Source organism: Bradyrhizobium sp. Arg237L, assembly GCF_029990105.1.
GTDB lineage: Bacteria > Pseudomonadota > Alphaproteobacteria > Rhizobiales > Xanthobacteraceae > Bradyrhizobium.
The window spans coordinates 18,493-41,207 of the sequence record NZ_JAQMIL010000014.1; the positions used below are offsets into that span (position 1 = coordinate 18,493).

Sequence of the window (22,715 nt, forward strand, 5' to 3'; positions counted from 1 at the left end):
TCATCTAACGTAGAAGGCGTTCGCTATCGCACACTAATTTTTCTCAATTCGGATCACCTGCGGGCGACCACTGATGACCCTGTCGCGCTGCACGGCCTTGAGCGCCCGGTGAACCGCGTCTTCACTGGTCGCATAGGTAATCAGAATGACCGGAACCGGTGAAGCTTTTTTGGCCGTACCGTTAACATCACCGCCATTGCGGTGGCGCTGCACGATCGATTCCAGCGAAATCTTCTGTTCCGCGAGCCGCATTGCGATGGTCGCGGCGGTGCCGGCGTGGTCGCGGGCCAGAAGGCGGATGTAATATCCGCCTTCATGGCGCTCCATCGGCGCCTTTGTCGTGGCGCGTAGGCTGTCGACCGGCCGCCCGAACGGCGTTGCGCGGATGCCGCGCGCGACGTCGGCTATATCGGCAACAACGGCGGACGCGGTCGCAGCCCCGCCTGCCCCCGGCCCGACCAGGGTGATCGGCGGAATGCCCTCGCCGTCGATCGTCACCGCATTGGTGACGCCCATCACTTGGGCAATCGACGAAGATTTCGGCACCATGGTCGGATGCACGCGCTGCTCGATGCCCTTTGCGGTTCGCACCGCAACGCCGAGCAGCTTGACGCGATATCCGAGTTCCTCCGCCGCACGCAGGTCTTCGGGCGTGATCGAGGAAATGCCTTCGACATAGACAGCGGTTTGCGCGACCTTGGTGCCGAAGGCGAGGCTCGCCAGGATCGCAAGCTTTTGTGCGGTGTCGTGTCCGTCGACATCGAAGGACGGATTGGCTTCGGCGTAACCGAGCCGCTGTGCGTCCTTCAAGCATTCCTCAAACGACAATCCCTCATGCTCCATCCGCGTCAGGATGTAATTGCAGGTGCCGTTGAGGATGCCGTAGACGCGGTTGACGCTGGTGCCGGAGAGCCCCTCGCGCAGCGTCTTGATCACGGGAATGGCCGCGCCGACCGCGGCCTCGTAATTCAGCGCGCCACCATTCTGCTCGGCGGCTTTGGCGAGCTTCAGCCCGTGCTTGGCGATCAGCGCCTTGTTGGCTGTCACCACCGACTTGCCGGCCTTGAGCGCGGTCTCGATCGCCGAGAACGCGGGATCATCGGCGCCGCCCATCAATTCGACGAAACAGTCGACGTTGGAATCCTCGGCCAGCGCCTGCGGGCTTTCGACCCAGTCGATGCCGCGCAAATCGAGCCCGCGCTTCTTCGCCTTCGACCGCGCGGTGACCGCGACGACGCGCACGCCGCGACCGCTGCGCGCCGCCAAGGCGGCTCCCTGCTGCTCAATCAGGCGGACGACTTCGGCGCCAACGGTGCCGAGCCCCGCTATGCCCACTTTCAGCGGTGCGACCATCGAGAAGAAACCTGCCGGAGGACTTTATGACCTAAGCATGATCTGATCCGAAAACCGGATTCCACTTTTCGGGATCATGCCTAGCGCCGGTTGGCGAGAGGAACCACGTTGTGCAACGTTTCGATGCCGCTTTCAAGGAAGCGGCGCACACCGCGCGCGGCCTGGCGAATACGCTGCTCGTTTTCCACCATCGCGATGCGGACAAAGCCTTCGCCGTGCTCGCCGAAGGCCACGCCGGGAGACACCACCACGCCGGACTTCTCGACCAAGAGGGTTGCGAACTGCATGCTGCCGACATCCTCGAACGCTTTCGGCAGCGGAGCCCATGCGAACATCGAAGCTTGCGGCGGCGGGATATCCCAGCCGGCGCGGCCGAACGCCTCTACCAGCGTGTCGCGCCGGCGGCGGTAGGTCTCGCGCATTTCGCGGATACAGTCGTCCGGCCCGTTCAGCGCCGCGGTCGCGGCCACCTGGACCGGCGTGAAGGCGCCGTAATCCAGATAGGATTTCACCCGCGCCAGCGCCGCGATGATGCGCTCGTTGCCGACCGCAAAGCCCATGCGCCAGCCGGCCATCGAATAGGTCTTCGACATCGAGGTGAACTCGACGGTGACGTCCATCGCGCCCGGCACCTGCAGCACCGAAGGCGGCGGATTGTTGTCGTCGAAATAAACTTCGGCGTAAGCGAGATCCGACAGGATGAAGATCTCGTGCTTCTTCGCGAAGGCGACGAGATCTTTGTAGAAGTCGAGGTCGGCGACATAGGCCGTCGGGTTGGAGGGGTAGCAGACCACGAGCGCGAGCGGCTTCGGGATCGAATGTATGATCGCACGCTCCACCGCCTCGAAGAATTGCGGCGTCGGCTCCGACGGCACCGAGCGGATCACCCCGCCCGCCATCAGGAAGCCGAAGGCATGGATCGGATAGCTCGGATTCGGGCACAGGATGACGTCGCCGGGCGCGGTGATCGCCTGCGCCACATTGGCAAAACCCTCCTTCGAGCCCAGCGTCGCCACCACCTGGGTGTCCGGATTGAGCTTCACGCCGAACCGCCGCCCATAATACGCAGCCTGCGCCTTGCGGAGACCATTGATGCCGCGCGAGGCCGAATAGCGGTCGGTCCGCGGCTTGCCGAGGGTTTCCTTCAGCTTCTCGATCACATGGGGCGGCGTCGGCAGGTCCGGGTTGCCCATGCCCATGTCGATGATGTCGGCCCCGGCATTGCGCGCGGCCGCCTTGGCCTGGTTGACCTTCTCGAACACGTAAGGCGGCAGACGGCGAATGCGATAGAACTCTTCCATGGACCTTTGCTCCGACGACCGGCACGGCAGAATCGCGGGCGTTTGCGCGGTTTGCCGAGACCAAGCCCGGTTTGGCCCGGAAATTACGCCCAATCAATGACTTAGAGCGTTTCCAGACGCAAAATCTGGGCTCGGCGACCGGATATGCGGTTGAATCGAGGTTCTTTTAGCATGTAGCGGTGGCAGCGCCAGCGATTCCGCCCCGTCACTTACCGGCGTTCTGCGCGGCTGCAGCCTGGCGGTCGCGGGCCGCCTTCAGCTCGGCCTCGATCTTGGCCTGCTCTGCCGGCTTCATCGGCGCCTCCTCACGATCCGGCGGCATGTCGTGCACCGGGAGATAGCCGCCGGCCTCCTTCGGACGCGCCGGGGCATCGGCTGGCACCCCGACGCCGGGAAGATCCGCGATCGACGTGGAGCAGCCGCCAAGCGCAACCGCGGACACGAGCAGCGCGCCGACCGCGAGCAGCCTTTTCATTCGATCGATACGCATACGTCCGGAAGTCCCCACTTGCCGGTAACTAATCACTGGTACGAGCCTTGCAGCGACAAATCGTCTGATCGCTTCGGCCCTGCCCTAACCGTTCAAACCATTGTCGCCCGAAACGATTAAGTCGTGAACAACAAATCCGATTGATGCGGCTTCAATGTGTCGGAACTGGGAGGAATTTGTCGCAGTGCAACAATGCGAAAACCTAGAGAAATCCTACATCTTCCTTGCCGCACCGCGCGATGACGCGGCTCAATTGAAGCGATAATGTCCATTGCATGAGCGACGTTACCCTCGAAACCCAGGCCACAAAGAAGTTCGACGGCGAAGCCTTCGCAATGAACATTGCGCGTGCGCTGGAGAGCTCCGGCCAGGCGCTTGCAGCCTATCTGAAGCCGCGTGAGAACGCTGACATCAAGGATAAGGCGGGAGGCGAGTTTGCGGAGGTGATCAAGACCTTCACCGCGGTCGCCGAATACTGGCTCTCGGACCAGGATCGGGCCGCCGACTTGCAGACCAAGCTCGGCAAGGCCTATCTCGACCTGTTCGGCTCGGCCGCCCGCCGCATGGCCGGCCAGGAAGCCAAGGCCGCGATCGATCCGCCACCGCGCGACAAGCGCTTCGCCGACCCGGAATGGCGGTCGAACCAGTTCTTCGACTTCATTCTGCAGCTCTATCTGCTCACCGCGCAATGGGCGCAGGAACTCGTGCGCAACGCTGAGGGCGTCGATCCGCATACCCGCAAGAAGGCCGAGTTCTACGTCCAGCAGATCACCAACGCGCTGGCGCCGTCGAATTTCGTTTTGACAAATCCGGAAGTGCTGCGCACCACGATGGAGACGAACGGCGACAACCTCGTTCGCGGCATGAAGATGTTGGCTGAGGACATCGAGGCCGGCCACGGCACGCTGCGAATCCGCCAGTCCGACCCGACCAACCTCGCGGTCGGCGTCAACATGGCGACCACGCCGGGCAAGGTGATCTATCAAAACGAATTGATGCAGTTGATCCAGTACTCGCCGACCACGGAGACGGTGCTGCGCACGCCGCTCCTGATCGTGCCGCCATGGATCAACAAGTACTACATCCTCGATCTCAGGCCGGAGAAGTCCTTCATCAAATGGTGCGTGGACCAGGGATTGACCGTGTTCGTGATCTCCTGGGTCAATCCCGATCGCCAGCTCGGCAAGAAGACCTTCGCCGACTACATGACCGAGGGACCGCTGACCGCGATGGACGTCATCGAGAAGGTGACGGGCGAGATGAAGGTGCACACCGTCGGCTATTGCGTCGGCGGCACCCTGCTTGCCGCGACGCTCGCCTGGCTCGCCGAGAAGCGCCGCGTGCGCGTCACGTCGGCCACGTTCTTCGCCGCGCAGGTCGACTTCACCCATGCCGGCGACCTCCTGGTGTTCGTCGATGAGGACCAGATCTCGGCGCTCGAGCGCGACATGGAGCAGCGGGGCGTGCTCGAGGGCAGCAAGATGGCGATGGCCTTCAACATGCTGCGCTCTAACGACCTGATCTGGTCCTATGTCGTCAGCAACTATCTGAAGGGGCAGCCGCCCACCTCGTTCGACCTCCTGCACTGGAACTCCGACGCGACGCGGATGCCGGCGGCGAACCATTCCTATTACCTGCGCAACTGCTACCTGGAGAACCGGCTTTCCTCTGGCAGCATGGTGCTGGACAACACGCTGCTCGATCTCTCCAAGGTGAAGGTGCCGGTCTACAACCTCGCGACCCGCGAGGATCACATCGCGCCGGCCGAGTCGGTGCTGTACGGCTCGCAGTTCTTCGGCGGGCCCGTGAAATATGTGCTGTCCGGTTCCGGCCATATCGCCGGCGTGGTCAACCCGCCTGCGGCCAACAAGTACCAGTACTGGACCAACGACAACATCAAGGACGCCAGGCTTTCCGACTGGCTGAAGAGCGCCAAGGAGCACAAGGGATCGTGGTGGCCCGATTGGCGCGAATGGCTGGAAAGCATCGATGCCGAGGCAGTCCCCGCGCGCGCTGTCGGGTCTGAGGCGCTGCCGCCGATCGAAGAAGCCCCCGGCAGCTATGTCCGGGTGCGCGCATAGCGCGATGCGCGCCGCTTCGGTATAATCAAGCGTCCACTTGGAGCAGAAAAATCACGCTCCAGACGGGACGCGGATCAATCGAGGGGAAACCAATGACGCGTGAACTGTTCTGGCTGACGCTGACGGTGATTCTGACCGGAATATTGTGGATTCCCTACATCATCAACCGCTGCCAGGTCCGCGGCCTCGCCGGCGCGATGGCCAACCCCTCGCGCGGCGACAAGCCTCTCGCCGACTGGGCGAACCGGCTGATGTTCGCGCATGACAACGCGGTCGAGAACCTCATCGTTTTCGCGCCGCTGGTCCTGATCCTCAATGCAATCGACTATTCCACCAAATGGACCGTGCTCGCTTGCGCCGTCTATTTCTGGTCGCGCGTGGCGCACCTGATCGTCTACACGCTCGGCCTGCCGGTGTTCCGCACCCTCGCCTTCGTCATCGGCTTCCTCGCGCAAGCCGTGCTCGCGCTGGCGATATTCAGGGTGCTCTGATTGCAGTGCTTCACGGCTGTGGCCTGGCCTCGGGCTTCATGCTCAAATCCATGGATGCCGTCAGCTTGGCGCGAATGTAGTCGCCAGCCAACACGGGCTCGTACAGCGCGGGATGCTTCGCATCGACGCAAGTCGGGAGGCAGGCGACTTCGGCCGACTCGTTCGGTCCCGTGAAGGCCACCATGGACAGGCGCGCGGTCGAGCCTGTGAGGCTGCGATCGGGGTTGGATACCCGATGCAGCGTCGAGCGCCAGCGGCCATTGGTCCATCGCGACATCAGATCGCCGACATTGATCACGAAGGAGTTCGGGACGACGCCAACCTCGCTCCATGTCCCGTCGCGATCACAGACCTCGAGGCCGCCCGGCGCCTCGTCCTGCCGCAGGATGGTCAGGCCACCGTAGTCATGATGGGCGCCATAGCGCAATTGACCCGGCGCAGGCGGTTGCGGCTGATCGGGATAATGTACAAAGCGCAGCGTGATCGATGGATCGGCATACGAGGACGCGAAATAGTCTTCTGGCAGATCGAGGGCCAACGCCGAAAGACGCGTGAGATGAGCGGTGAGCGTCATGATCTCGGCCGACCAGGCTTCAACCAAGTCTCGAAGCCCGACCGGACTGGCGGGCCATATATTCGGCCGGCCGCTGTGGGCTGCCCGGTGTGGAGCCGCAAACACCAGGGCCTCGCACAGGTCAGGCGGCGTTTCGCCCGACAGGGTCTTGGCGACACTCTCGATTCCGATCGGCAGATAGCCGCGCCCCTTGGTCTTCTCGGGTGCGGCATTCTGCAGCTTCGTCGCCATGGGCTGCGCGAAATAGTCCTTCACAGCGCCATAGGTGTCGCTCGCGAGCTGTTCCGGCACCCCGTGCCCGACCACAACGGCGAAACCGATGCTTTCGAACGCATGACCAAACGCCAGTCCGACCTTCTGGCGGGCCGCAGCGTCACCATGGACGAAGGGAGCTATATCGACGATGGGAAGAGTCATCTGAGGCATCGAAATCTCTCGGCAAACATACCAGGGGGTCGAGCGGTCATTTGGTGTTGCTGAATCGCAGCGTGTAGGCGGATCTCACGTCGAGCGTTCTCGGATAGACTCCTGCCGTGGCGAGCGTGTCGAAGAAGCGGGTCCAGCGTTCGTCCGTCATGGCGCCAATCCCCAGCCTGTCGGCATCGCCCCCAAGGACAAGCCCGCGCTTGCGCATCTGATCGAGCTTGAAGCGGAACAGTTCCTCTCCGCCGGTTGGATTGACGGCGAGGATAGCTTTCATGGCCGGTGTGGCGTCACCCGTCATACATTCTTCGAACCCCTTTCGGGTTGCGTCGACGAAGGCCTGAACGGTGTTGGAATGACCTTCAATATAGGCGTCGGTGGCGAAGATCGTGGTCGCGTAATTGTCGTAGCCATAGTCGGCAAGCAGGATCGATACGGGCGGTGCAGGCAAGGCCTTGCCGAGCAGCAAGGCGTCTTCGGTGATATAGCCTTGCTGCACGGCCTTGGGATCGGCAAGAAACGGCGCAGCCGAATAGCTGTAGGCCGCCAGCTGATCATCCGAGAAGCCGAACTTGGCTTTCAGGAATTGCCAGAATTCGTTTCGTGAGAACTGGCCGATCATGATCCGCCGGTCCTTCAGGTCCTGCAGGGTGGAAACGCCCTGGCCTGCATGAGCCACCAGCGTCTGCGGGTCCTTCTGGAAAAATGCCGCGACCGTACGGGCCTTCACGCCCCGATTGACCAGATTGAGCGTTGTGAAACTCGACCCCATGCCCATGTCGATTTCGCCGGCAGCGACCATGAGGGGCATATTGACGTTTGGATTGCCGGGACGAAGTTCGACGTCGAGGCCAGTGTCCTTGTAGTAGCCCTTCGCCTGGGCCTGGAAGAAGCCACAGTGCTCCCCTTGTGGCACCCAGTTTAGGCCGTAAACAACCTTATCGAGCGCCTGGGCTGGCGAACCCATGACCGACAAGGCCATCGCACAGATAGTAAGACACTGTTTCATGAGTGTAGCGGTCCGCATGCCTGCCCCTTTGGACTGGAAGTGATTCAGCCGACCGTCGGGGCGCCATCGTCGTCACCACAACGGCAAGCTGAGCCTGCGAGCCAGCTTCATCTCCGTGTTTGCGGAGCGCTCGGCGACCACTGGATTGCAAGGCAACAGGAAGTCTTGCACCGCAAAGCGTTGCGTACGAGCATCATTTTTTGCGCATTGTGTTCGCAAAAAGCGTACGCAGACAGGATACGCCCTGTGCGCGCCAGCCATCGGATCGCGGACGAGCGCCCTCATGTGCGGCGACTGACTTCATCCAGTTTCCTGGTAAGCCTGGAGCGCGCCCCGATTGCGCCGCTCAGCGCCGATGGTCCAACGTCGCTCCGGCAGCATGCTGAGCGCATCGCTGCGCGAAGCGCTCAGCATGACAGAACAGTGCCGCCCGCTTCAGGCTTAGGCCTCAGCGAGCCCCAGCATCAGCCGCATGTTTTGCACCGCCGCGCCCGAGGCACCTTTGCCCAGGTTGTCCAGGCGCGCGACCAGCACCGCCTGATGGTGCTTGTCGCTGGCAAAGACATAAAGTTCGAGCCTGTTGGTCTCGTTCAGCGCCTCGGGCTCGATCCGCCCGCTCTTGGCGGCCTCGTTCTCAAGCGGCATGACCGAGACGTAGCGGCTTCCGGCGTAGCGTTTCGCCAGCGCAGCGTGGAGGTCGGCCGCACCGGGCTTGCCCGGCAGTGTCTCAAGCTGCAATGGCACTGACACCAGCATGCCCTGCCGGTAGTTGCCCACCGACGGCACAAAGATCGGCCGGCGCGTCAGCCGCGAGTAAAGCTGCATCTCCGGCACATGCTTGTGCTCGAAACCGAGACCGTAAAGTTCGAAGGCTGGCGCGGTGCCGTCCTCGAAGCTCGCGATCATCGACTTTCCGCCGCCGGAATAGCCGCTGACGGCGTTGACGGTGACCGGGTAGTCCGCAGGCAGCAGGCCGGCGTCGACCAGCGGGCGGAGCAGCGCGATCGCGCCGGTCGGATAGCAGCCGGGGTTGGAAACCTTCCGAGCGGTGCGGATCTTGTCCGCCTGATCCGCCGCGAGCTCCGGAAAGCCGTAGGTCCAGTCGCTGGCGACGCGGAATGCCGTCGATGCGTCGAGCACCCGGGGTACCGCGGCGCCCATGCCATCGATCAACGCAACGGTCTCCTTCGCGGCATCGTCCGGCAGGCAGAGGATCACCAGATCCACCTCCTCCATCAGCGCGCGCTTGGCGCCTGCGTCCTTGCGCTTTTCTTCGGCAATGCTCTTCACCACCACGTCATTCTGCAGCCGAAGCCGCTCGTTGATGCCGAGGCCCGTTGTTCCACTGGCACCGTCGACAAACACGGCGGGCTTGGCGGCGCTGCCGACGGTCGGGGATGGCTTGACGTCAGAGAGGCTCATGGCTCGCTCCTTTCGAGCTTGTTCGGTTCACTTGCAAAGGCCTGCGGCCGCGCTTGGCGCATCAGATGCGCAATCTGTTGCGCGCCTGCATCGGTCTGCGAAGCGAGCGCGCTCGCCACCGCTGCGTAGTCGGTTTCGGATTTGTGCTGGTTGAGCTTGAAGCTACCCTCGACCTCTTCAACCGTCATCTCAAGACCCACGATTGCCTTCTTCATCGCCTCGAGCCGTGCGGCGGTCATCTTCGATGACGTCCACGGCTTCTTCGGCAGCAGCCTGTTCTCGAACTTGGCGCTGAGCGTATCGATCTGCACCGCAAGCTCGTCATCCGACAGCGGCCGTACCGGACCGCTCAGATGCACAGCCTGATAAAGCCAAGTCGGCACCTGATCGCGTGAGATATACCAATCCGCCGACACATAGGCATCCGATCCGGTGACGGCCAGCAGCCAGGACGAAGTCCCTGCAAGCTTTATCAGCGGATTGTGACGGGCGAGATGAAACACCGCGCGCGGCGTCCCGTCCGCGCCATAGGACAGGTAGAACGGCAGCGGCGAAGCGATCGGCTTGGCGCCGTCCCAGGCGCAGACAAGGCCGAACCCGCGCGCTTCCGCAAAGGCGAGACTTGCGGCGCGGTCGGGCTTGAACGGCGGTGGCGTATACATGTCGAACTCCGGAGGTGGCTAGGAGCCGCCAGACCGACCGCGTTTCTTTTCTTGGGAAAGATGCCGCGGGAGGTGATCCGGCGGCAGAGGCGATGATCTTAAACGCAGACGACCGCCCATACCGCGCAAGCGCGGCGGCGGCGGGCGATGAAATTGGTCGCAGCATGGATCATGCGTGAGGCTATAGGGGTGCGGGGCCTGATCGTCAAGGCGCAACGCCGTCAATCCGGGGCGACGCGGTAGCGTCGAACCCGGAATCTCCCGCCGCAACTTCCGGGTTCGCGCGCTAAAGGCGCACGCCCCGGAATAACGAGCGTGGGGCCATTCAGATCACGGGATTCCACGGCACCGGGATCACCCGATAGCCATTGCCGTCCTTCTCGACATTGGCGAGGCCGGGGAATGGATAGTGGAAGCCCTGCAATTGCAGCTTCTCGGCGGCCACCATGTCGTAGACCCGGCGACGGGTCTTCTCGGCCATGTCGGCGTCCTGATCGAAGAAGGCGTGCCAGCCCGGATTGGTCGCGAACGGATTCGGATTGTTGGTGACGTCGGACTGGATGAATACCTTCCCTGAACCCGACGACAACACGTAGGAGGTGTGACCCGGGGTGTGGCCGGCGGTCTCGACCGCGAGCAGTCCCGGCGCGACCTCCTTGCCCCATTCGTAGGGCGTCACCTTCTTCTGAAGGCTCGCCTCGAAGATGCTGCGGTTGTTCTTGAAAAGATTCTGCATGCGACCGGCCGGAGCGCGACTCATCTCGCCATCGTCCATCCAGAACTTCCACTCCACGGCAGGCACCAGCACCTCGGCGTTCGGAAACGCCGGCGTGCCGTCCGCCGTCAAGAGACCATTCACATGGTCGCCGTGGAAGTGGGAGATCACGACCATGTCGACCGCCTTGGGATCGAATCCCGCCGCCGTCATATGGTCGATGAACAATCCGTTAGCGCCTCTGCTGCTGACCTTGCCCGTGGGGCCGTTGCCGGTGTCGAGCACGATGAGCTTGCCGCTGCTGTTGATCACGAGCGGGGCGAAATGGATCGTGAAGACATCACGCGGCAGGAACGCCTTTTCCAGTGCCGCGTTCACTTCCTCCTTCTTCGCATTGGTGATGAAGGAGTCTTCCAGCTTGAAAACGTTCTTGCCGTCGGACACCACGGTGACCTGGATGTCACCGACCTTGTAGCGGTAGAAGCTCGGCGCCTGCTTGTCCGCGAGCGGCGCCGCGGCCTGTGCGGGAATGTTCGGCAACAGCGGCGCAGCAGCAATAGCGGCTGCGCCCGCGAGGGCGTGACGACGTGTGATTTCCATGATGCTCTCCCAGTGAAACGATGACCGCGGTAATTCCGCGTTGGCTTCCTGCAAGGACCCAATCCACCGGAAATGGAGCGCCCGGTATCGACGGGGCTAACCCCCGCCTCGGGCGCTTATTCCACGTCTCACACCGTTCGCCACAACCACTCGGCGATGTGCGCCATCACGTCCCCGAACAGCAGCAGCACCGCCGACCACACCAGCGCGGAGATGAAATTGGCGATCTGGAATGGCCAATATGACATCTCGAAGATACCGGCCGCGAGCGGAACCGAGGCGCGCAAGGGTCCAAAGAAGCGGCCAATGAAGATGCTGGGCACGCCCCATTTGCGCACGAAGGCTTCGCCGCGCGGCAGGATCTCCGGATAGCGCGATAGCGGCCACATCTGCGCGACCTTTTCCTTGTAGCGGTAGCCGAACCAATAGGAGACCCAGTCGCCGAGTGCCGCGCCGATGCCGCCGGCGATCCAGACCGGCCAGAAGCTGATACCACTCACCCCGATCAGCGCACCGATCGCGACCAGCGCGCCCCAGGCCGGGATCAGCAGCGAAACGAACGCGAGCGACTCGCCGAACGCCAGCACGAGCACGATTGGCGCGGCCCAAACCTGGTGGTGGCGCACGAAATCGGCCACGGCACGCGCAAATTCTTCCATATAATGAACGCCTTCCCCGCCCCGCTCTGGTGGCTTGAACCTTTCTGCGGGCTCATAGCCTAAGGACAGGTAAGCCAGCCCCTTGCGTGACAATCAAGTCACAAAGCCGAAGGAAGGGGCGTGATTTCAGGTCCCGGCCCCAAGGCCGCAGCGTTTTCCCACAGGATGAGGTTTTTTGATGATTGGATCGTTGATGATGTGCGTGAGTGCCGTCGTTCTACTGCTCGGGATGCTGGGCGGCATTGCCATGGGCATCCAGCAAAATTTCACCCTGGCGCCGGCGCATGCCCATCTGAATCTCGTCGGCGGCGTGCTTTTGTTCCTGTTTGGGCTCTATTACCGCCTGATTCCGGCCGCCGGGGCGACGATGCTGGCCCGGATCCAAGGCTGGATGCACATTCTGGGCGCGATCCTGTTCCCCGCGGGCGTGGCCGTCGTGCTCCTGAAGGGGTCCTCGTTCGAGATCGCCCCGGTCGTGGGCTCCTTGCTGGTGGTCGGCTCCATGGCCCTGTTTGCCCTGATCGTGTTCCGCACCTCGCGCGCCTGATCGAGAGTTCCTACCTATTTCTGTGACCGCCGGGCGAGGCATCGATTGCCGCTGCCCGGCGGTCACTTTTTAAGCCTATCCGTGTCATAGTCAGAGTGACTGATTCGCTGCGCGCTGTTTGCGCAATCTATGAAGAGCCATGTCCAAATCACTGAAATCCGCTGCAAAAACCAAATCCACTGACGACATGTTCGCCGGTGCCGAGCCTAAAGGCCGGGCGCCGCTGAAGGTCGCTGCGCGCTCGGGTTCCGCTGAGGCTGACTATACCGCTGCTGATATCGAGGTGCTCGAAGGGCTGGAGCCGGTCCGCCGGCGGCCCGGCATGTATATCGGCGGCACCGACGAAAAGGCGCTCCACCATCTGTTCGCCGAAGTCATCGACAACTCCATGGACGAGGCGCTGGCGGGGCACGCCACCTTCATCGAAGTGGAGTTGACCGCGGACGGTTTCCTGACGGTCACCGACAACGGCCGCGGCATCCCGATCGATCCGCACCCGAAATTCCCGAAAAAGTCCGCGCTTGAAGTCATCATGTGCACGCTGCATTCGGGCGGCAAGTTCGACTCCAAGGTCTATGAGACCTCGGGCGGTCTGCACGGCGTCGGCATTTCCGTGGTCAACGCCCTCTCCTCGCGGCTCGAGGTCGAGGTGGCGCGCGGCCAGAAGCTCCACCGCATGACGTTCGAGCGCGGCCATCCCAAGGGCAAGCTCGAAGACCTTGGCAAGGTCAGCAACCGCCGCGGCACGCGCATCCGCTTCAAGCCCGATACCGACATCTTCGGCGCCAAGGCCACGTTCAAGCCGCAGCGCCTGTTCAAGATGACGCGCTCAAAAGCGTATCTGTTCGGCGGTGTCGAGATCCGTTGGCATTGCGACCAGGAGCTCTTGAAGGGCGTTGAGGATGTGCCGGCGGAGGCAACCTTCCACTTCCCCGGCGGATTGAAAGATTACCTTGCCGCCGCGATCCATGCCGACACGCTGGTGCATCCGGATATCTTCTCCGGCAAGTCGGGCCGCAACGGCGCCCATGGCGCCTGCGAATGGGCGGTGGCCTGGACGGCGGACGCCGACGGCTTCCTCTCCTCCTACTGCAACACGGTTCCGACTCCTGATGGCGGCACCCATGAATCCGGCATGCGGAGCGCGCTGCTGCGCGGCCTGAAGGACCACGCCGAGCGCGTCGGCCAGGGCAAGCGGGCTGCATCCGTGACCTCGGAAGACGTCATGGTCGGCGCTGCGGTGATGCTCAGCGTGTTCGTGCGCGAGCCGGAATTCCAGGGCCAGACCAAGGACCGGCTGGCCACGGCGGAGGCCCAGCGCATCGTCGAGCAGGCGATCAAGGATCCGTTCGATCACTGGCTGTCGGGCAATCCGGTGCAGGCCAACCGGCTGCTCGATTTCGTGATCGACCGCGCCGAGGAGCGGCTGCGCCGCCGCCAGGAGAAAGAGGTCGCGCGCAAGACCGCAGGCAAGAAGGCCCGCCTGCCCGGCAAGCTCGCCGATTGTACCGACGCCGGACTTGCAGGTTCCGAGCTCTTCATCGTCGAAGGCGACTCGGCCGGCGGCAGCGCCAAGCAGGCGCGCGATCGCAAGCTGCAGGCCGTGCTGCCCCTGCGCGGCAAAATCCTCAACGTCGCCTCTGCCGGCAAGGACAAGCTGATGGGCAATGTCCAGCTCAGCGACCTCGTGCAGGCGATCGGCTGCGGCACCGGCGCGCATTACCGCGAAGAGGATCTGCGGTATCAGCGCATCGTCATCATGACCGACGCCGACGTCGACGGCGCCCATATCGCGTCGCTGCTGATCACCTTCTTTTACCGCCAGATGCCACGGCTGATCGACGAAGGGCACCTCTATCTGGCGGTGCCGCCGCTCTACAAGCTCACCCACGGCTCCAAATCGGTCTATGCCCGCGACGACGCGCACAAGGACGCGCTGATCAAGAGCGAGTTCAATGCCAACGCCAAGGTCGAGGTCAACCGCTTCAAAGGCCTCGGCGAGATGATGCCGGCGCAGCTCAAGGAAACCACGATGGACCCGGCCAAGCGCACCATGCTGCGGGTCGTTCTGCTTGCCGACGACCGCGAGGGCACCGCCGATTCGGTTGAGCGATTGATGGGCACCAAGGCCGAGGCGCGGTTCGCCTTCATTTCCGACAAGGCTGAATTTGCCAGCGACGACCTGCTCGACGTCTAGTCATCGCCTTCCAGTCTAACCCTATGTACACGCGGCAGATTTTTGATCCTGCCGCGGTACGCAGGCCGCTCCGGGCCGAAGAGTACCGGAGCGTTTTCAGGCGAGTGTGCCTGTCCCGCAACAGCATTCCTGGTTGAAATAGCTATAGTTTGTGCAGCTACGGAATGGAATCGACGCAGCCGTCAGGCGCTCGTCATGCAAGTTGGGGATTTAGACATGAAGAAATTGGCGCTCGCTGTGGCCGCGGTTGCAGCACTGACGGGGTCGGCCTCGGCGGCTGATCTTGGCGCTCGGCCGTATACGAAGGCGCCGCCGCCCGTTGCACCGGCCTATAACTGGACGGGCTTCTACGTCTTTGGCGGTGGCGGCGGCGGTCTGTGGAACGCCGACAGCAACATTGAAACCACCGCTGGTGGGATTCCGCTGTCGCGCGACACGCGGCTCGGTGGCGACGGCTGGTTCGGTACCGTTGGTATCGGTTACGACTGGCAGTTCAACGGCCGGTGGGTTGCCGGCGTGTTTGCCGACGGCCAGTTCGGCAGCCTTCGCGGTTCGCTGACCGATCCAATCGGCAATATTGAGGGACGCCAGAAGCTTCGGACCAGCTATGCGGCTGGTGTGCGCCTCGGCTATCTCGTTGCACCGAATGTCTACTCCTACGTCAACGGCGGCTATTCGGGCTCGGAATGGTCGAGCACGGCCATGAACGACCTGGCCGGGAACCCGACTGGAGTCACCACTCCTTCCTTCCGTCGTGATGGCTGGTTCGTCGGTGGCGGCGTTGAGAACAACCTCGACATCTTCGGCATCAGCGCACCCGGCTGGTTCATGAAGACCGAATACCGCTCCGCGTTCTACGACCGCATCTCCCTACCGGAGTCGTTCGTTGGTGTGCCGACGGGAATTTCGACGACCTTCAAGCCCTGGGTGCAGACCATCAGCACCTCGATCGTCTACCGCTTCAACTGGGGCACCCCGTTCGTCGCCAAGTACTGATCTCTGCTGAACTAGCAGGCAGAAGCCCCGGCATTGTCCGGGGCTTTTTTGCGTCTGCTGCTGGCGCTCGTTGCAAGGCTGGCACGCCTGCGACAGCCGGGGCTGGCAAAGGCGCGCCCGATTCGGCATCTTCCCCCGATCTCAACAGAAACGGAAAATAACGATGGGAACGCCCCTCTTCGACCTTACTGGCAAGGTTGCGATCGTCACCGGCGGCAATGGTGGAATCGGACTTGGGATGGCGCGTGGGCTGGCCGATGCCGGCGCTGCGATCGCCGTCGTCGGCCGCAACGAAGAGAAGTTGGCGGCCGCAGTCGCCGAACTCCAGCAGCGGGGCGGCAAGGCCATTGCGGTCGCCGCCGATGTGACCGACGGCAAAGCCGTCGCCGACATGGTGGAGCGCGTCGAAGCCGAGCTCGGGCGGATCGATATCCTCGTCAACAACGCCGGCATCAATATCCGCAAGCCGCCGCATGCGCTTGATATCGGCGAATGGGATAGCGTGATCGCCACCAACCTCACCAGCGCCTTCCTGTGCTCGCAGGCGGTCTATCCGGCGATGAAAGAGGCCGGCGGCGGCAAGATCATCAATATCGGCTCGATGATGTCGATCTTCGGCGCCAGCTTCGCGCCGGCCTATGCCGCCAGCAAAGGCGGCATCGTGCAGTTCACGCGCTCCTGTGCCTGCGCCTGGGCGGCCGACAACATCCAGATCAACGCGATCCTGCCCGGCTGGATCGACACCGACCTGACCCGGCGCGGCCGCAGCGAGATCACCGGGCTGCATGAGCGGGTGCTGGCGCGCACGCCGGCGGCGCGCTGGGGCGATATCGGCGATCTCTCAGGGATAGCGGTGTTCCTCGCGTCCCCGGCTTCCGATTTCATCACCGGCACGGCCATCCCCGTCGATGGCGGCTATTCGATCATGGGCTGATTCACGAGAGCGCGGGCGACTGCACATGTTCGGGGCGCACGCCGATCCCGACGAAGCGCGCGGTGATGCCCTGCAGCCAGGGTATGGCGGTGACCAGCCGCACCGCTAGCGGAACCTTGACCGGCTGGCCGGCTGGCCCCAGCGCAGCGCTGATGATCTTGTTCTGCACGATGGTCTGCATCGTCTGAGTCATCTTCATCGGAAATTCGCGCCGCTGACGCACCGCGTCGAGTTCATCCTCGGTCGGACAGCCGCCCGCAAGCTTTGCGGCCAGCAGATTGGCGGTCGCGACCGCGTCCTGCACCGCCAGGTTGACGCCGACGCCGCCGACCGGCGACATCGCATGCGCGGCGTCGCCGATGCAGAGCAGCCCCGGCAGCGTCCAGCGCTTCAGGCGATTGATCGCAACCGTCAGAAGCTTCACGTCGTCCCAGCCTTTGACATCGGAAATGCCGGACTTCAGGATCGGCGCCAGCCGCACCACGTCATGCAGCAGCGCCGCAAGTCCCCTCGCCTTCACCGCGTCGTACTGTCCCTTGGCGATCACATAGGCGCATTGCCAGTAATCGCCGCGGTTGAACGTGACCATCATTTTGCCGGGCTCGACACGCGCGAACAGGTTCTCGTTTTCGTCCGGCCGCCGCCCGACGCGAAACCACAACACGTCCATCGGCGCGCCGATCTCCTCGACCGCAAGTCCGGCGCGCTCGCGCACCGTTGAATGACGGCCGTCGCAGGCAATCGTCAGATCGGCCTCGATGTCGAGCGTGCCCTCGGGCGTCGTCGCCCTCACGCCGGCGACCGCTTCGCCATTGCGGATCAGATCGGTCGCCTCCGTGCTCATCAGCACCTGCAGCGAGGCGAAACGCCTGCCGTTCTCACGCAGGAAGTTGAGAAAGTCCCATTGCGGCATGAAAGCGATGAATGGGTATTTTGCGTCGACGCGGGAGAGATCGGCGATCCGGACCTTGGTGCCGCCGAACATCCCTTCGAGCTTCTGCAATTCCTGGTGCGGCAGCTTGAGGAAGCCGTCGATCAGCCCGAGTTCATCCATCACCTGCAGGGTCGAGGGATGCACGGTGTCGCCGCGAAAGTCGCGGAAGAAATCGGCGTGCTTCTCCAGCACCACCACATCGATACCGGCGCGGCCCAGGAGATAGCCAAGCATCATGCCCGCCGGGCCGCCACCGACGATGCAGCAGCGCACCTTTATCCGGCGCGCTGACGGGTGCTGCGTCACGTTGTCGACCATGATCTGTCTCCACGCCGCATCGATCTTCACGTCGATTGTAGTGTAAGCATAGCGTCCGAGACACGCTCAATTTGATGAAATCACTGTCAGCCGTCATGCCCCGCGAAGGCGGAGCATCCAGTATGCGGCAGCCTCTCCACTAAGCTCAGGCGCCTCTGCAATACTGGATCGTCCGGTCAAGCCGGACGATGACGAGAGAGACGAGCTTAGCGGCGGAACGTCTTGATCTCCGACACGCTGCCGTCGCGATAGGTGAGCTCCACCGAGACCGACTTGGTCTGCGGCGCAAGCTTCAGATAGGGCTGCGCCTCGTGCGGGATCACGCTGGGGTCGCGGGCATCGCAGGGCGGCATCTTCAGCACCTTGTCCGGCACCGCGCTGTCGATACCGACGCGCGCCTCGCGGATCGCGCAGCGATAGGACATCAGATGGGTGTAATAGACCAGGAGCCCGTTGAACTCGCGGAACGACAGCCAGCTCGTCGCAGTCATGTCGAGGATCTTGCGCTGGTCGCGGATCAATGCCGCTTCGGGGTCGAACCGGATCGGAAACGGCCCTTGCATCTCGCCTGCCGCATCGACATAGCGGACCTGGATGGTGCCGGCCGGCGCATCGGCGGCCAACTCGATCGACGGATTGGGCATCCGCTTGCGGGTGCGCGGATCGAGTGTATCGATGAACCCGGTCTCGCGGAAATCGCCGCTGTCGCCCATCCGCCAGGAGATTCCGAGCGCAGGGTCCGCGAGCGAGAACACCACCGTCCAGCCGCCATTATGGCGGGAGAAACTTGCGATCGGCGCGTTGACGGAATCGTCCTTCGGAATGCGCGGCACCGAAACCGGCGGCAATGCTGCAAGCTTCTGCGGTGCCTCGGCAGCTCCCGCCATATCCGGCCCTTTCGCCATGCCGTTCAGGAACACGTCGTCCACCATCTGGTCGAAATAGACCGGGATCTGCTTGTGCCTGATGGTCTCGGCCGCCTCGCTGACCAGACGCCGCGTGTGCTGGGCGACCTGGACGAGATTCTTGCCGGGCTGCAGCAACTCCTTGGCGAAGGTACGGGTGAACACCGAATTGGGATTGGTATCGTCGTTCGACAGCCGATCGAGGGCGGTCTGGCGCGGGCCTGCCGAGAACACCGAGAACACGCCCTCCGGCAACTGCGTCATCGGCGCCAGTCCGTCGCCGCCGGCGACTGCGCGCGTTCCCGGCCGCTCGAACGGATTATTGCGGCAGGCGTCGAACACCAGGATCGAGGTGCGCGCCTTCTTGTTCTGCAGGCGCTCGACGATGCGATCGGCGAGAACAGATGCGTCGCGCACCAGTTCCTCCTGGCCCTCGGTCGCCGCCGGCACGTCGGTCGGCAAAAGGAAATTCTGGCCGGCGATCTCGAAGCCATGGCCGGCATAGAAGAAGAACGCGGTGTCGCCGGGCTCGATCGCCTTGTCGAAGGCGAGCAGCGTCTCGGAGAATTGCTGCCGGTTCTGGTTCTCGGCGATCATCACGGAGAAGCCGAGCTGCTTCAGCGTGTCCCCCATGGTGCGGGCGTCGTTGACCGCCTTTTGCAGTTTCGGGACGTTTTTGTAATCATTGTTGCCGACGACCAGCGCCACGCGCTTTTCCGCACGCGCCGGCGCGGCGAGAGTTGCCGATGCCAGGGCAATGCCCGCGACCATCAGAACTCTCGAAAGAAAGCCAGCCATTCTCTGCCCCGTCTCACTAGATCATGATCCGATTAGACGGAATCGGATCATGATCTCATCTCTTTGTTTGAGCATGATCTCCGCGCAAACGCTTCGCGTTTGTCGCGAGGGAAAAACGGTTTCCACTTTTCCGGATCATGCTCTGGGCGCCCCGTAACGCGCGACCGTCGATGCCATAGTCGGTACACCGCCCCAACCGGTTCAGTGTACGAGGTTTCGCGCTCCGTCAGTACCGCCCCGCCATTTGACGGCCAAATGACAGCTCGCCCGTTATTTGTGCGAAAACATTAAGCTTTTTCGGCCATTTAGGCGGTTCCCAGATTGACTTTGGCGATTTCGAACCTATGTTCCTGTCAACGCGGCCTTGGATCGAAACGCGATTCCCTGAGTTTGCCGCCCGTCAGCGTCAGTCAGAGCCCCCGAGCTTTTTTCAGAAGCGCGCCGTTTCGGGGCGAAACGCGGCAGCCTTTTTACCCTCGATTCCGAACGGCGGTGTCGACAAGAGGCTCAATGTCTTTTTCCAATCTCGGCCTTTCCGACAAGGTCTTGGCCGCCGTAGCGGCCACCGGATACACCAATCCCACGCCCATCCAGGAACAGGCGATTCCCCACGTTCTCGCCCGCCGCGATGTCCTCGGCATCGCCCAGACCGGCACCGGCAAGACCGCGGCCTTCGTGCTTCCGATGCTCACCATCCTCGAGAAAGGCCGGGCCCGGGCAAGGATGCCACGGACCCTGATCCTCGAGCCGACGCGCGAGCTCGCCGCCCAGGTGAAGGAAAACTTCGACCGCTATGGCGCCGGCCAGAAACTCAACGTGGCGCTCCTGATCGGCGGCGTCTCGTTCGGCGACCAGGACAGCAAATTGACCCGCGGCGTCGACGTCCTGATCGCAACCCCCGGCCGGCTGCTCGACCATACCGAGCGCGGCGGACTATTGCTCACCGGCGTCGAGCTGCTCGTGATCGATGAAGCGGACCGCATGCTGGACATGGGCTTCATCCCCGATATCGAGCGCATCTGCAAACTAGTGCCCTTCACCCGACAGACGCTGTTCTTCACCGCCACCATGCCGCCGGAAATCCGGCGCATCACCGAGGCCTTCCTCCACAACCCCGTGAAGGTCGAAGTCTCCAAGCCTGCCACCGCCGCCGTCACCGTCACGCAATCGCAGGTGCCCGCGGGGCGCGAGCCGCACCAGAAGCGCGAAATCCTCCGCCGCCTGCTGCGCGGGGCCAAAGATCTCAACAACGCGATTATCTTCTGCAATCGCAAGCGCGAAGTCGCCGTTCTTCACAAGTCGCTGCAGAAGCACGGCTTCAGCGTCGGCGCGCTGCACGGCGACATGGACCAGTCCGCCCGTACGGCCGCGCTCGATCAGTTCCGCAAGGGCGAGCTGCCGCTGCTGGTCGCTTCCGACGTCGCCGCCCGCGGCCTCGACATCCCCGCCGTCAGCCACGTCTTCAATTTCGACGTCCCCCATCATCCCGACGACTACGTTCACCGCATCGGCCGCACCGGCCGCGCGGGCCGCACCGGTACCGCAATCTCGATCGTCACGCCGCTCGACACCAAGTCGGTCGCTGCGATCGAGAAGCTGATCGGCCAGCCGATCCCGCGTGCTGAAGGCGACTTCACAATTCAATCGGATGAGAACGAGACCGACGAGCAGCCGCGCGAGGCGCGGCGGCGCGACGGATCGCGCGAGCGCAGCGGCCGCAACTCGCGGCGCGAACGTGAGCCGCGAGTTGGTCACGGCCGCGATAGCCGCAATGCCAATTCGCAGCCGCCGGCCGCCACTAGCCCGCGCGTGCCTTCGATCGGCCGTCCGGAGCCGCGACGCACGCAGCGCGACGTCGACTCAGAGCCGGCCGATCATTCGCATCTCCCTGCGTTTCTGCTGCGCCCCGTGCGGGCCCGCGTCTAGCGCTTTGCACAGCGTCGGCCCGGATCAGGCCGACGCCCTAATCTCTTGGCTTGGTTCGTTTTTTTCGTGCCGCCGATTCTTCCATCAGAATCGTCGGCGCGCGGCGTGGGATTCCCCTATTTACGGGGCGTTCATTATCCTCCATTAGCGTGGCAACGATACTTTTAGTTATTGCGGCTGAGCGGCGCGGCTCGGCATTGGGGACTTGATCAGTGGTCAAGCTGCTGGACGAACACGAACGCACGATGGCTTTTGCCGAGGTTGCGCTTGGCCAGATCAGGTCGCTTCGTCAGACCGCCGTCCCCCGCAATTACGAGATCTGGTACGTCTATGCGACCGGATACAACGCTCCGCTCAATAAGATCATCAACGAGACTCTGGCGCGCAACGGCAAGCTGAGCGAAGCCGATCTCGAGCAGATCTACGAGACCTATCTCTCTCACATCAAGACCTCCGATCGTATCGACAAAGTCGGCGCGCGTGTCATCGGCGAGATCGACGATGTCGTGACGCTGATCTCGGACGCGCTCGGCATGTCCGCGAGCTACGACGCAAGCCTGAGCGGCGCCAGCGAAAGGCTCGCGGGCGTGAAGAATCGCGACCAGCTCAAGCCGATCATCGAGCAGCTTGTGAAGTCCACGCACGAGATGCGCGAAACCAACAAGGCGCTCGAGAATCGCCTGGCGCTGTCAAAGACCGAAATCAGCAATCTCCAGCACAGCCTGGAGGCGATCCGCGCCGAGAGCCTGACCGATCCGCTGACTGGACTCGGTAACCGCAAATATTTCGACCGCTCGATCGAGATGGCAGTGCAGACCGCGATCGCCAATGACCAGCCGCTGTCGCTCCTGATGTTCGACATCGACCATTTCAAATCGTTCAACGATTCCTACGGCCATCTCACCGGCGACCAGGTGCTGCGGCTGGTCGGCATGTCCTTGAAGCAGACCATCAAGGGCCAGGACATCACCGCGCGCTACGGCGGCGAGGAATTCGCGGTCGTGCTGCCCAACACCAGCCTACGCCAGGCGCTGACGGTGGCCGACCACATCCGCCGCGCCGTGATGGCGAAGGAATTGAAGAAGAAATCCACCGGCGAGATTCTCGGCCGCGTCACCATCTCGGTCGGCGTCTCCCTGCTGAAGCCGGGCGACGACACGGATGCGCTGATCGAACGTGCCGACGCCTGCCTCTATGCCGCTAAGCGCGCCGGCCGCAATCGCGTGGTCTGCGAAGTCGACCCCGAATACACCGCCGAGATCCGCAGCCGCGTTGCTTGACGGCTTCGCGGCGGTTTTCGCGTTTTCCAGCACGCTCTTTCCCCGTCATTGCGAGCGAAGCGAAGCAATCCATCTCACCGCTTGTGGAGACATGGATTGC

The 22,715-nt window shown here is 63.0% G+C and carries 19 protein-coding genes; 8 read left to right on the forward strand and 11 right to left on the reverse strand.

Translation table 11 applies throughout. The annotated features are described in order from the left end of the window. Positions 1–33 precede the first annotated feature (33 nt). The 3 genes from OZ411_RS10960 to OZ411_RS10970 form a co-directional block, all read right to left on the reverse strand. On the reverse strand, positions 34–1,353 hold the full coding sequence (locus tag OZ411_RS10960) for a homoserine dehydrogenase (protein WP_282527942.1): 1,320 nt from the start codon (positions 1,351–1,353) through the stop codon (positions 34–36). Positions 1,354–1,433: 80 nt separating this feature from the next. After that, positions 1,434–2,654, reverse strand: a complete 1,221-nt coding sequence (locus OZ411_RS10965; protein ID WP_282527943.1) for an LL-diaminopimelate aminotransferase — start codon at positions 2,652–2,654, stop codon at positions 1,434–1,436. Positions 2,655–2,859: 205 nt separating this feature from the next. Beyond that, entirely contained in the window at positions 2,860–3,129 is a 270-nt protein-coding gene (locus OZ411_RS10970; protein WP_282527944.1) for a hypothetical protein, read from the reverse strand. A 290-nt stretch (positions 3,130–3,419) separates the two neighbouring features. Between OZ411_RS10970 and phaC the strand changes: the two genes are divergently transcribed. Continuing rightward, on the forward strand, positions 3,420–5,225 hold the full coding sequence (gene phaC / locus OZ411_RS10975; protein WP_282527945.1) for a class I poly(R)-hydroxyalkanoic acid synthase: 1,806 nt from the start codon (positions 3,420–3,422) through the stop codon (positions 5,223–5,225). Positions 5,226–5,317: 92 nt separating this feature from the next. Continuing rightward, positions 5,318–5,716 (forward strand): MAPEG family protein, encoded by a 399-nt coding sequence (locus tag OZ411_RS10980; protein ID WP_130578378.1) that lies wholly within the window; start codon positions 5,318–5,320, stop codon positions 5,714–5,716. A 10-nt stretch (positions 5,717–5,726) separates the two neighbouring features. Here OZ411_RS10980 and OZ411_RS10985 read toward each other — a convergent pair whose 3' ends face one another. From OZ411_RS10985 to OZ411_RS11010, 6 genes are all read right to left on the reverse strand, one after another. Next, positions 5,727–6,716 carry a 2OG-Fe(II) oxygenase family protein gene (locus OZ411_RS10985; protein ID WP_130578377.1) on the reverse strand — a complete coding sequence of 330 codons (990 nt, stop codon included), beginning with the start codon at positions 6,714–6,716 and terminating at the stop codon, positions 5,727–5,729. A 37-nt stretch (positions 6,717–6,753) separates the two neighbouring features. Further along, entirely contained in the window at positions 6,754–7,722 is a 969-nt protein-coding gene (locus OZ411_RS10990; protein WP_130578376.1) for an ABC transporter substrate-binding protein, read from the reverse strand. Between the two features lie 441 nt (positions 7,723–8,163). Then, positions 8,164–9,144 carry an N-acetyl-gamma-glutamyl-phosphate reductase gene (gene argC / locus OZ411_RS10995; protein WP_282527946.1) on the reverse strand — a complete coding sequence of 327 codons (981 nt, stop codon included), beginning with the start codon at positions 9,142–9,144 and terminating at the stop codon, positions 8,164–8,166. Continuing rightward, a complete protein-coding gene (locus tag OZ411_RS11000; protein ID WP_282527947.1) occupies positions 9,141–9,806 on the reverse strand; it encodes an FMN-binding negative transcriptional regulator in 666 nt (221 codons plus the stop codon). The genes argC and OZ411_RS11000 overlap by 4 nt, the downstream gene beginning before the upstream one ends. A gap of 325 nt (positions 9,807–10,131) precedes the next feature. Continuing rightward, positions 10,132–11,121 carry an MBL fold metallo-hydrolase gene (locus OZ411_RS11005; RefSeq protein WP_282527948.1) on the reverse strand — a complete coding sequence of 330 codons (990 nt, stop codon included), beginning with the start codon at positions 11,119–11,121 and terminating at the stop codon, positions 10,132–10,134. Positions 11,122–11,249: 128 nt separating this feature from the next. Then, positions 11,250–11,780: a DedA family protein gene (locus tag OZ411_RS11010; RefSeq protein WP_130578372.1), complete on the reverse strand. Its 531-nt coding sequence runs from the start codon at positions 11,778–11,780 to the stop codon at positions 11,250–11,252. A gap of 178 nt (positions 11,781–11,958) precedes the next feature. Here OZ411_RS11010 and OZ411_RS11015 point away from each other — a divergent pair, with 178 nt between their 5' ends. From OZ411_RS11015 to OZ411_RS11030, 4 genes are all read left to right on the forward strand, one after another. Beyond that, positions 11,959–12,327, forward strand: a complete 369-nt coding sequence (locus OZ411_RS11015) for a hypothetical protein (protein WP_130578371.1) — start codon at positions 11,959–11,961, stop codon at positions 12,325–12,327. A 139-nt stretch (positions 12,328–12,466) separates the two neighbouring features. Continuing rightward, positions 12,467–14,524 carry a DNA topoisomerase IV subunit B gene (parE, locus tag OZ411_RS11020; RefSeq protein WP_282527949.1) on the forward strand — a complete coding sequence of 686 codons (2,058 nt, stop codon included), beginning with the start codon at positions 12,467–12,469 and terminating at the stop codon, positions 14,522–14,524. Positions 14,525–14,740: 216 nt separating this feature from the next. Next, a complete protein-coding gene (locus tag OZ411_RS11025) occupies positions 14,741–15,520 on the forward strand; it encodes an autotransporter domain-containing protein (RefSeq protein ID WP_130578369.1) in 780 nt (259 codons plus the stop codon). A 163-nt stretch (positions 15,521–15,683) separates the two neighbouring features. After that, a complete protein-coding gene (locus OZ411_RS11030; protein ID WP_282527950.1) occupies positions 15,684–16,454 on the forward strand; it encodes a glucose 1-dehydrogenase in 771 nt (256 codons plus the stop codon). Position 16,455: 1 nt separating this feature from the next. Here OZ411_RS11030 and OZ411_RS11035 read toward each other — a convergent pair whose 3' ends face one another. Both OZ411_RS11035 and OZ411_RS11040 read right to left on the reverse strand, forming a co-directional pair. Then, positions 16,456–17,706, reverse strand: a complete 1,251-nt coding sequence (locus tag OZ411_RS11035) for an FAD-dependent oxidoreductase (RefSeq protein ID WP_282527951.1) — start codon at positions 17,704–17,706, stop codon at positions 16,456–16,458. A gap of 206 nt (positions 17,707–17,912) precedes the next feature. After that, positions 17,913–19,382 carry a caspase family protein gene (locus tag OZ411_RS11040; RefSeq protein ID WP_282528015.1) on the reverse strand — a complete coding sequence of 490 codons (1,470 nt, stop codon included), beginning with the start codon at positions 19,380–19,382 and terminating at the stop codon, positions 17,913–17,915. A gap of 537 nt (positions 19,383–19,919) precedes the next feature. Here OZ411_RS11040 and OZ411_RS11045 point away from each other — a divergent pair. Beyond that, positions 19,920–21,335, forward strand: a complete 1,416-nt coding sequence (locus tag OZ411_RS11045) for a DEAD/DEAH box helicase (RefSeq protein WP_282527952.1) — start codon at positions 19,920–19,922, stop codon at positions 21,333–21,335. A gap of 212 nt (positions 21,336–21,547) precedes the next feature. Next, positions 21,548–22,615 (forward strand): GGDEF domain-containing protein, encoded by a 1,068-nt coding sequence (locus tag OZ411_RS11050; RefSeq protein ID WP_208831097.1) that lies wholly within the window; start codon positions 21,548–21,550, stop codon positions 22,613–22,615. Positions 22,616–22,715 lie beyond the last annotated feature (100 nt).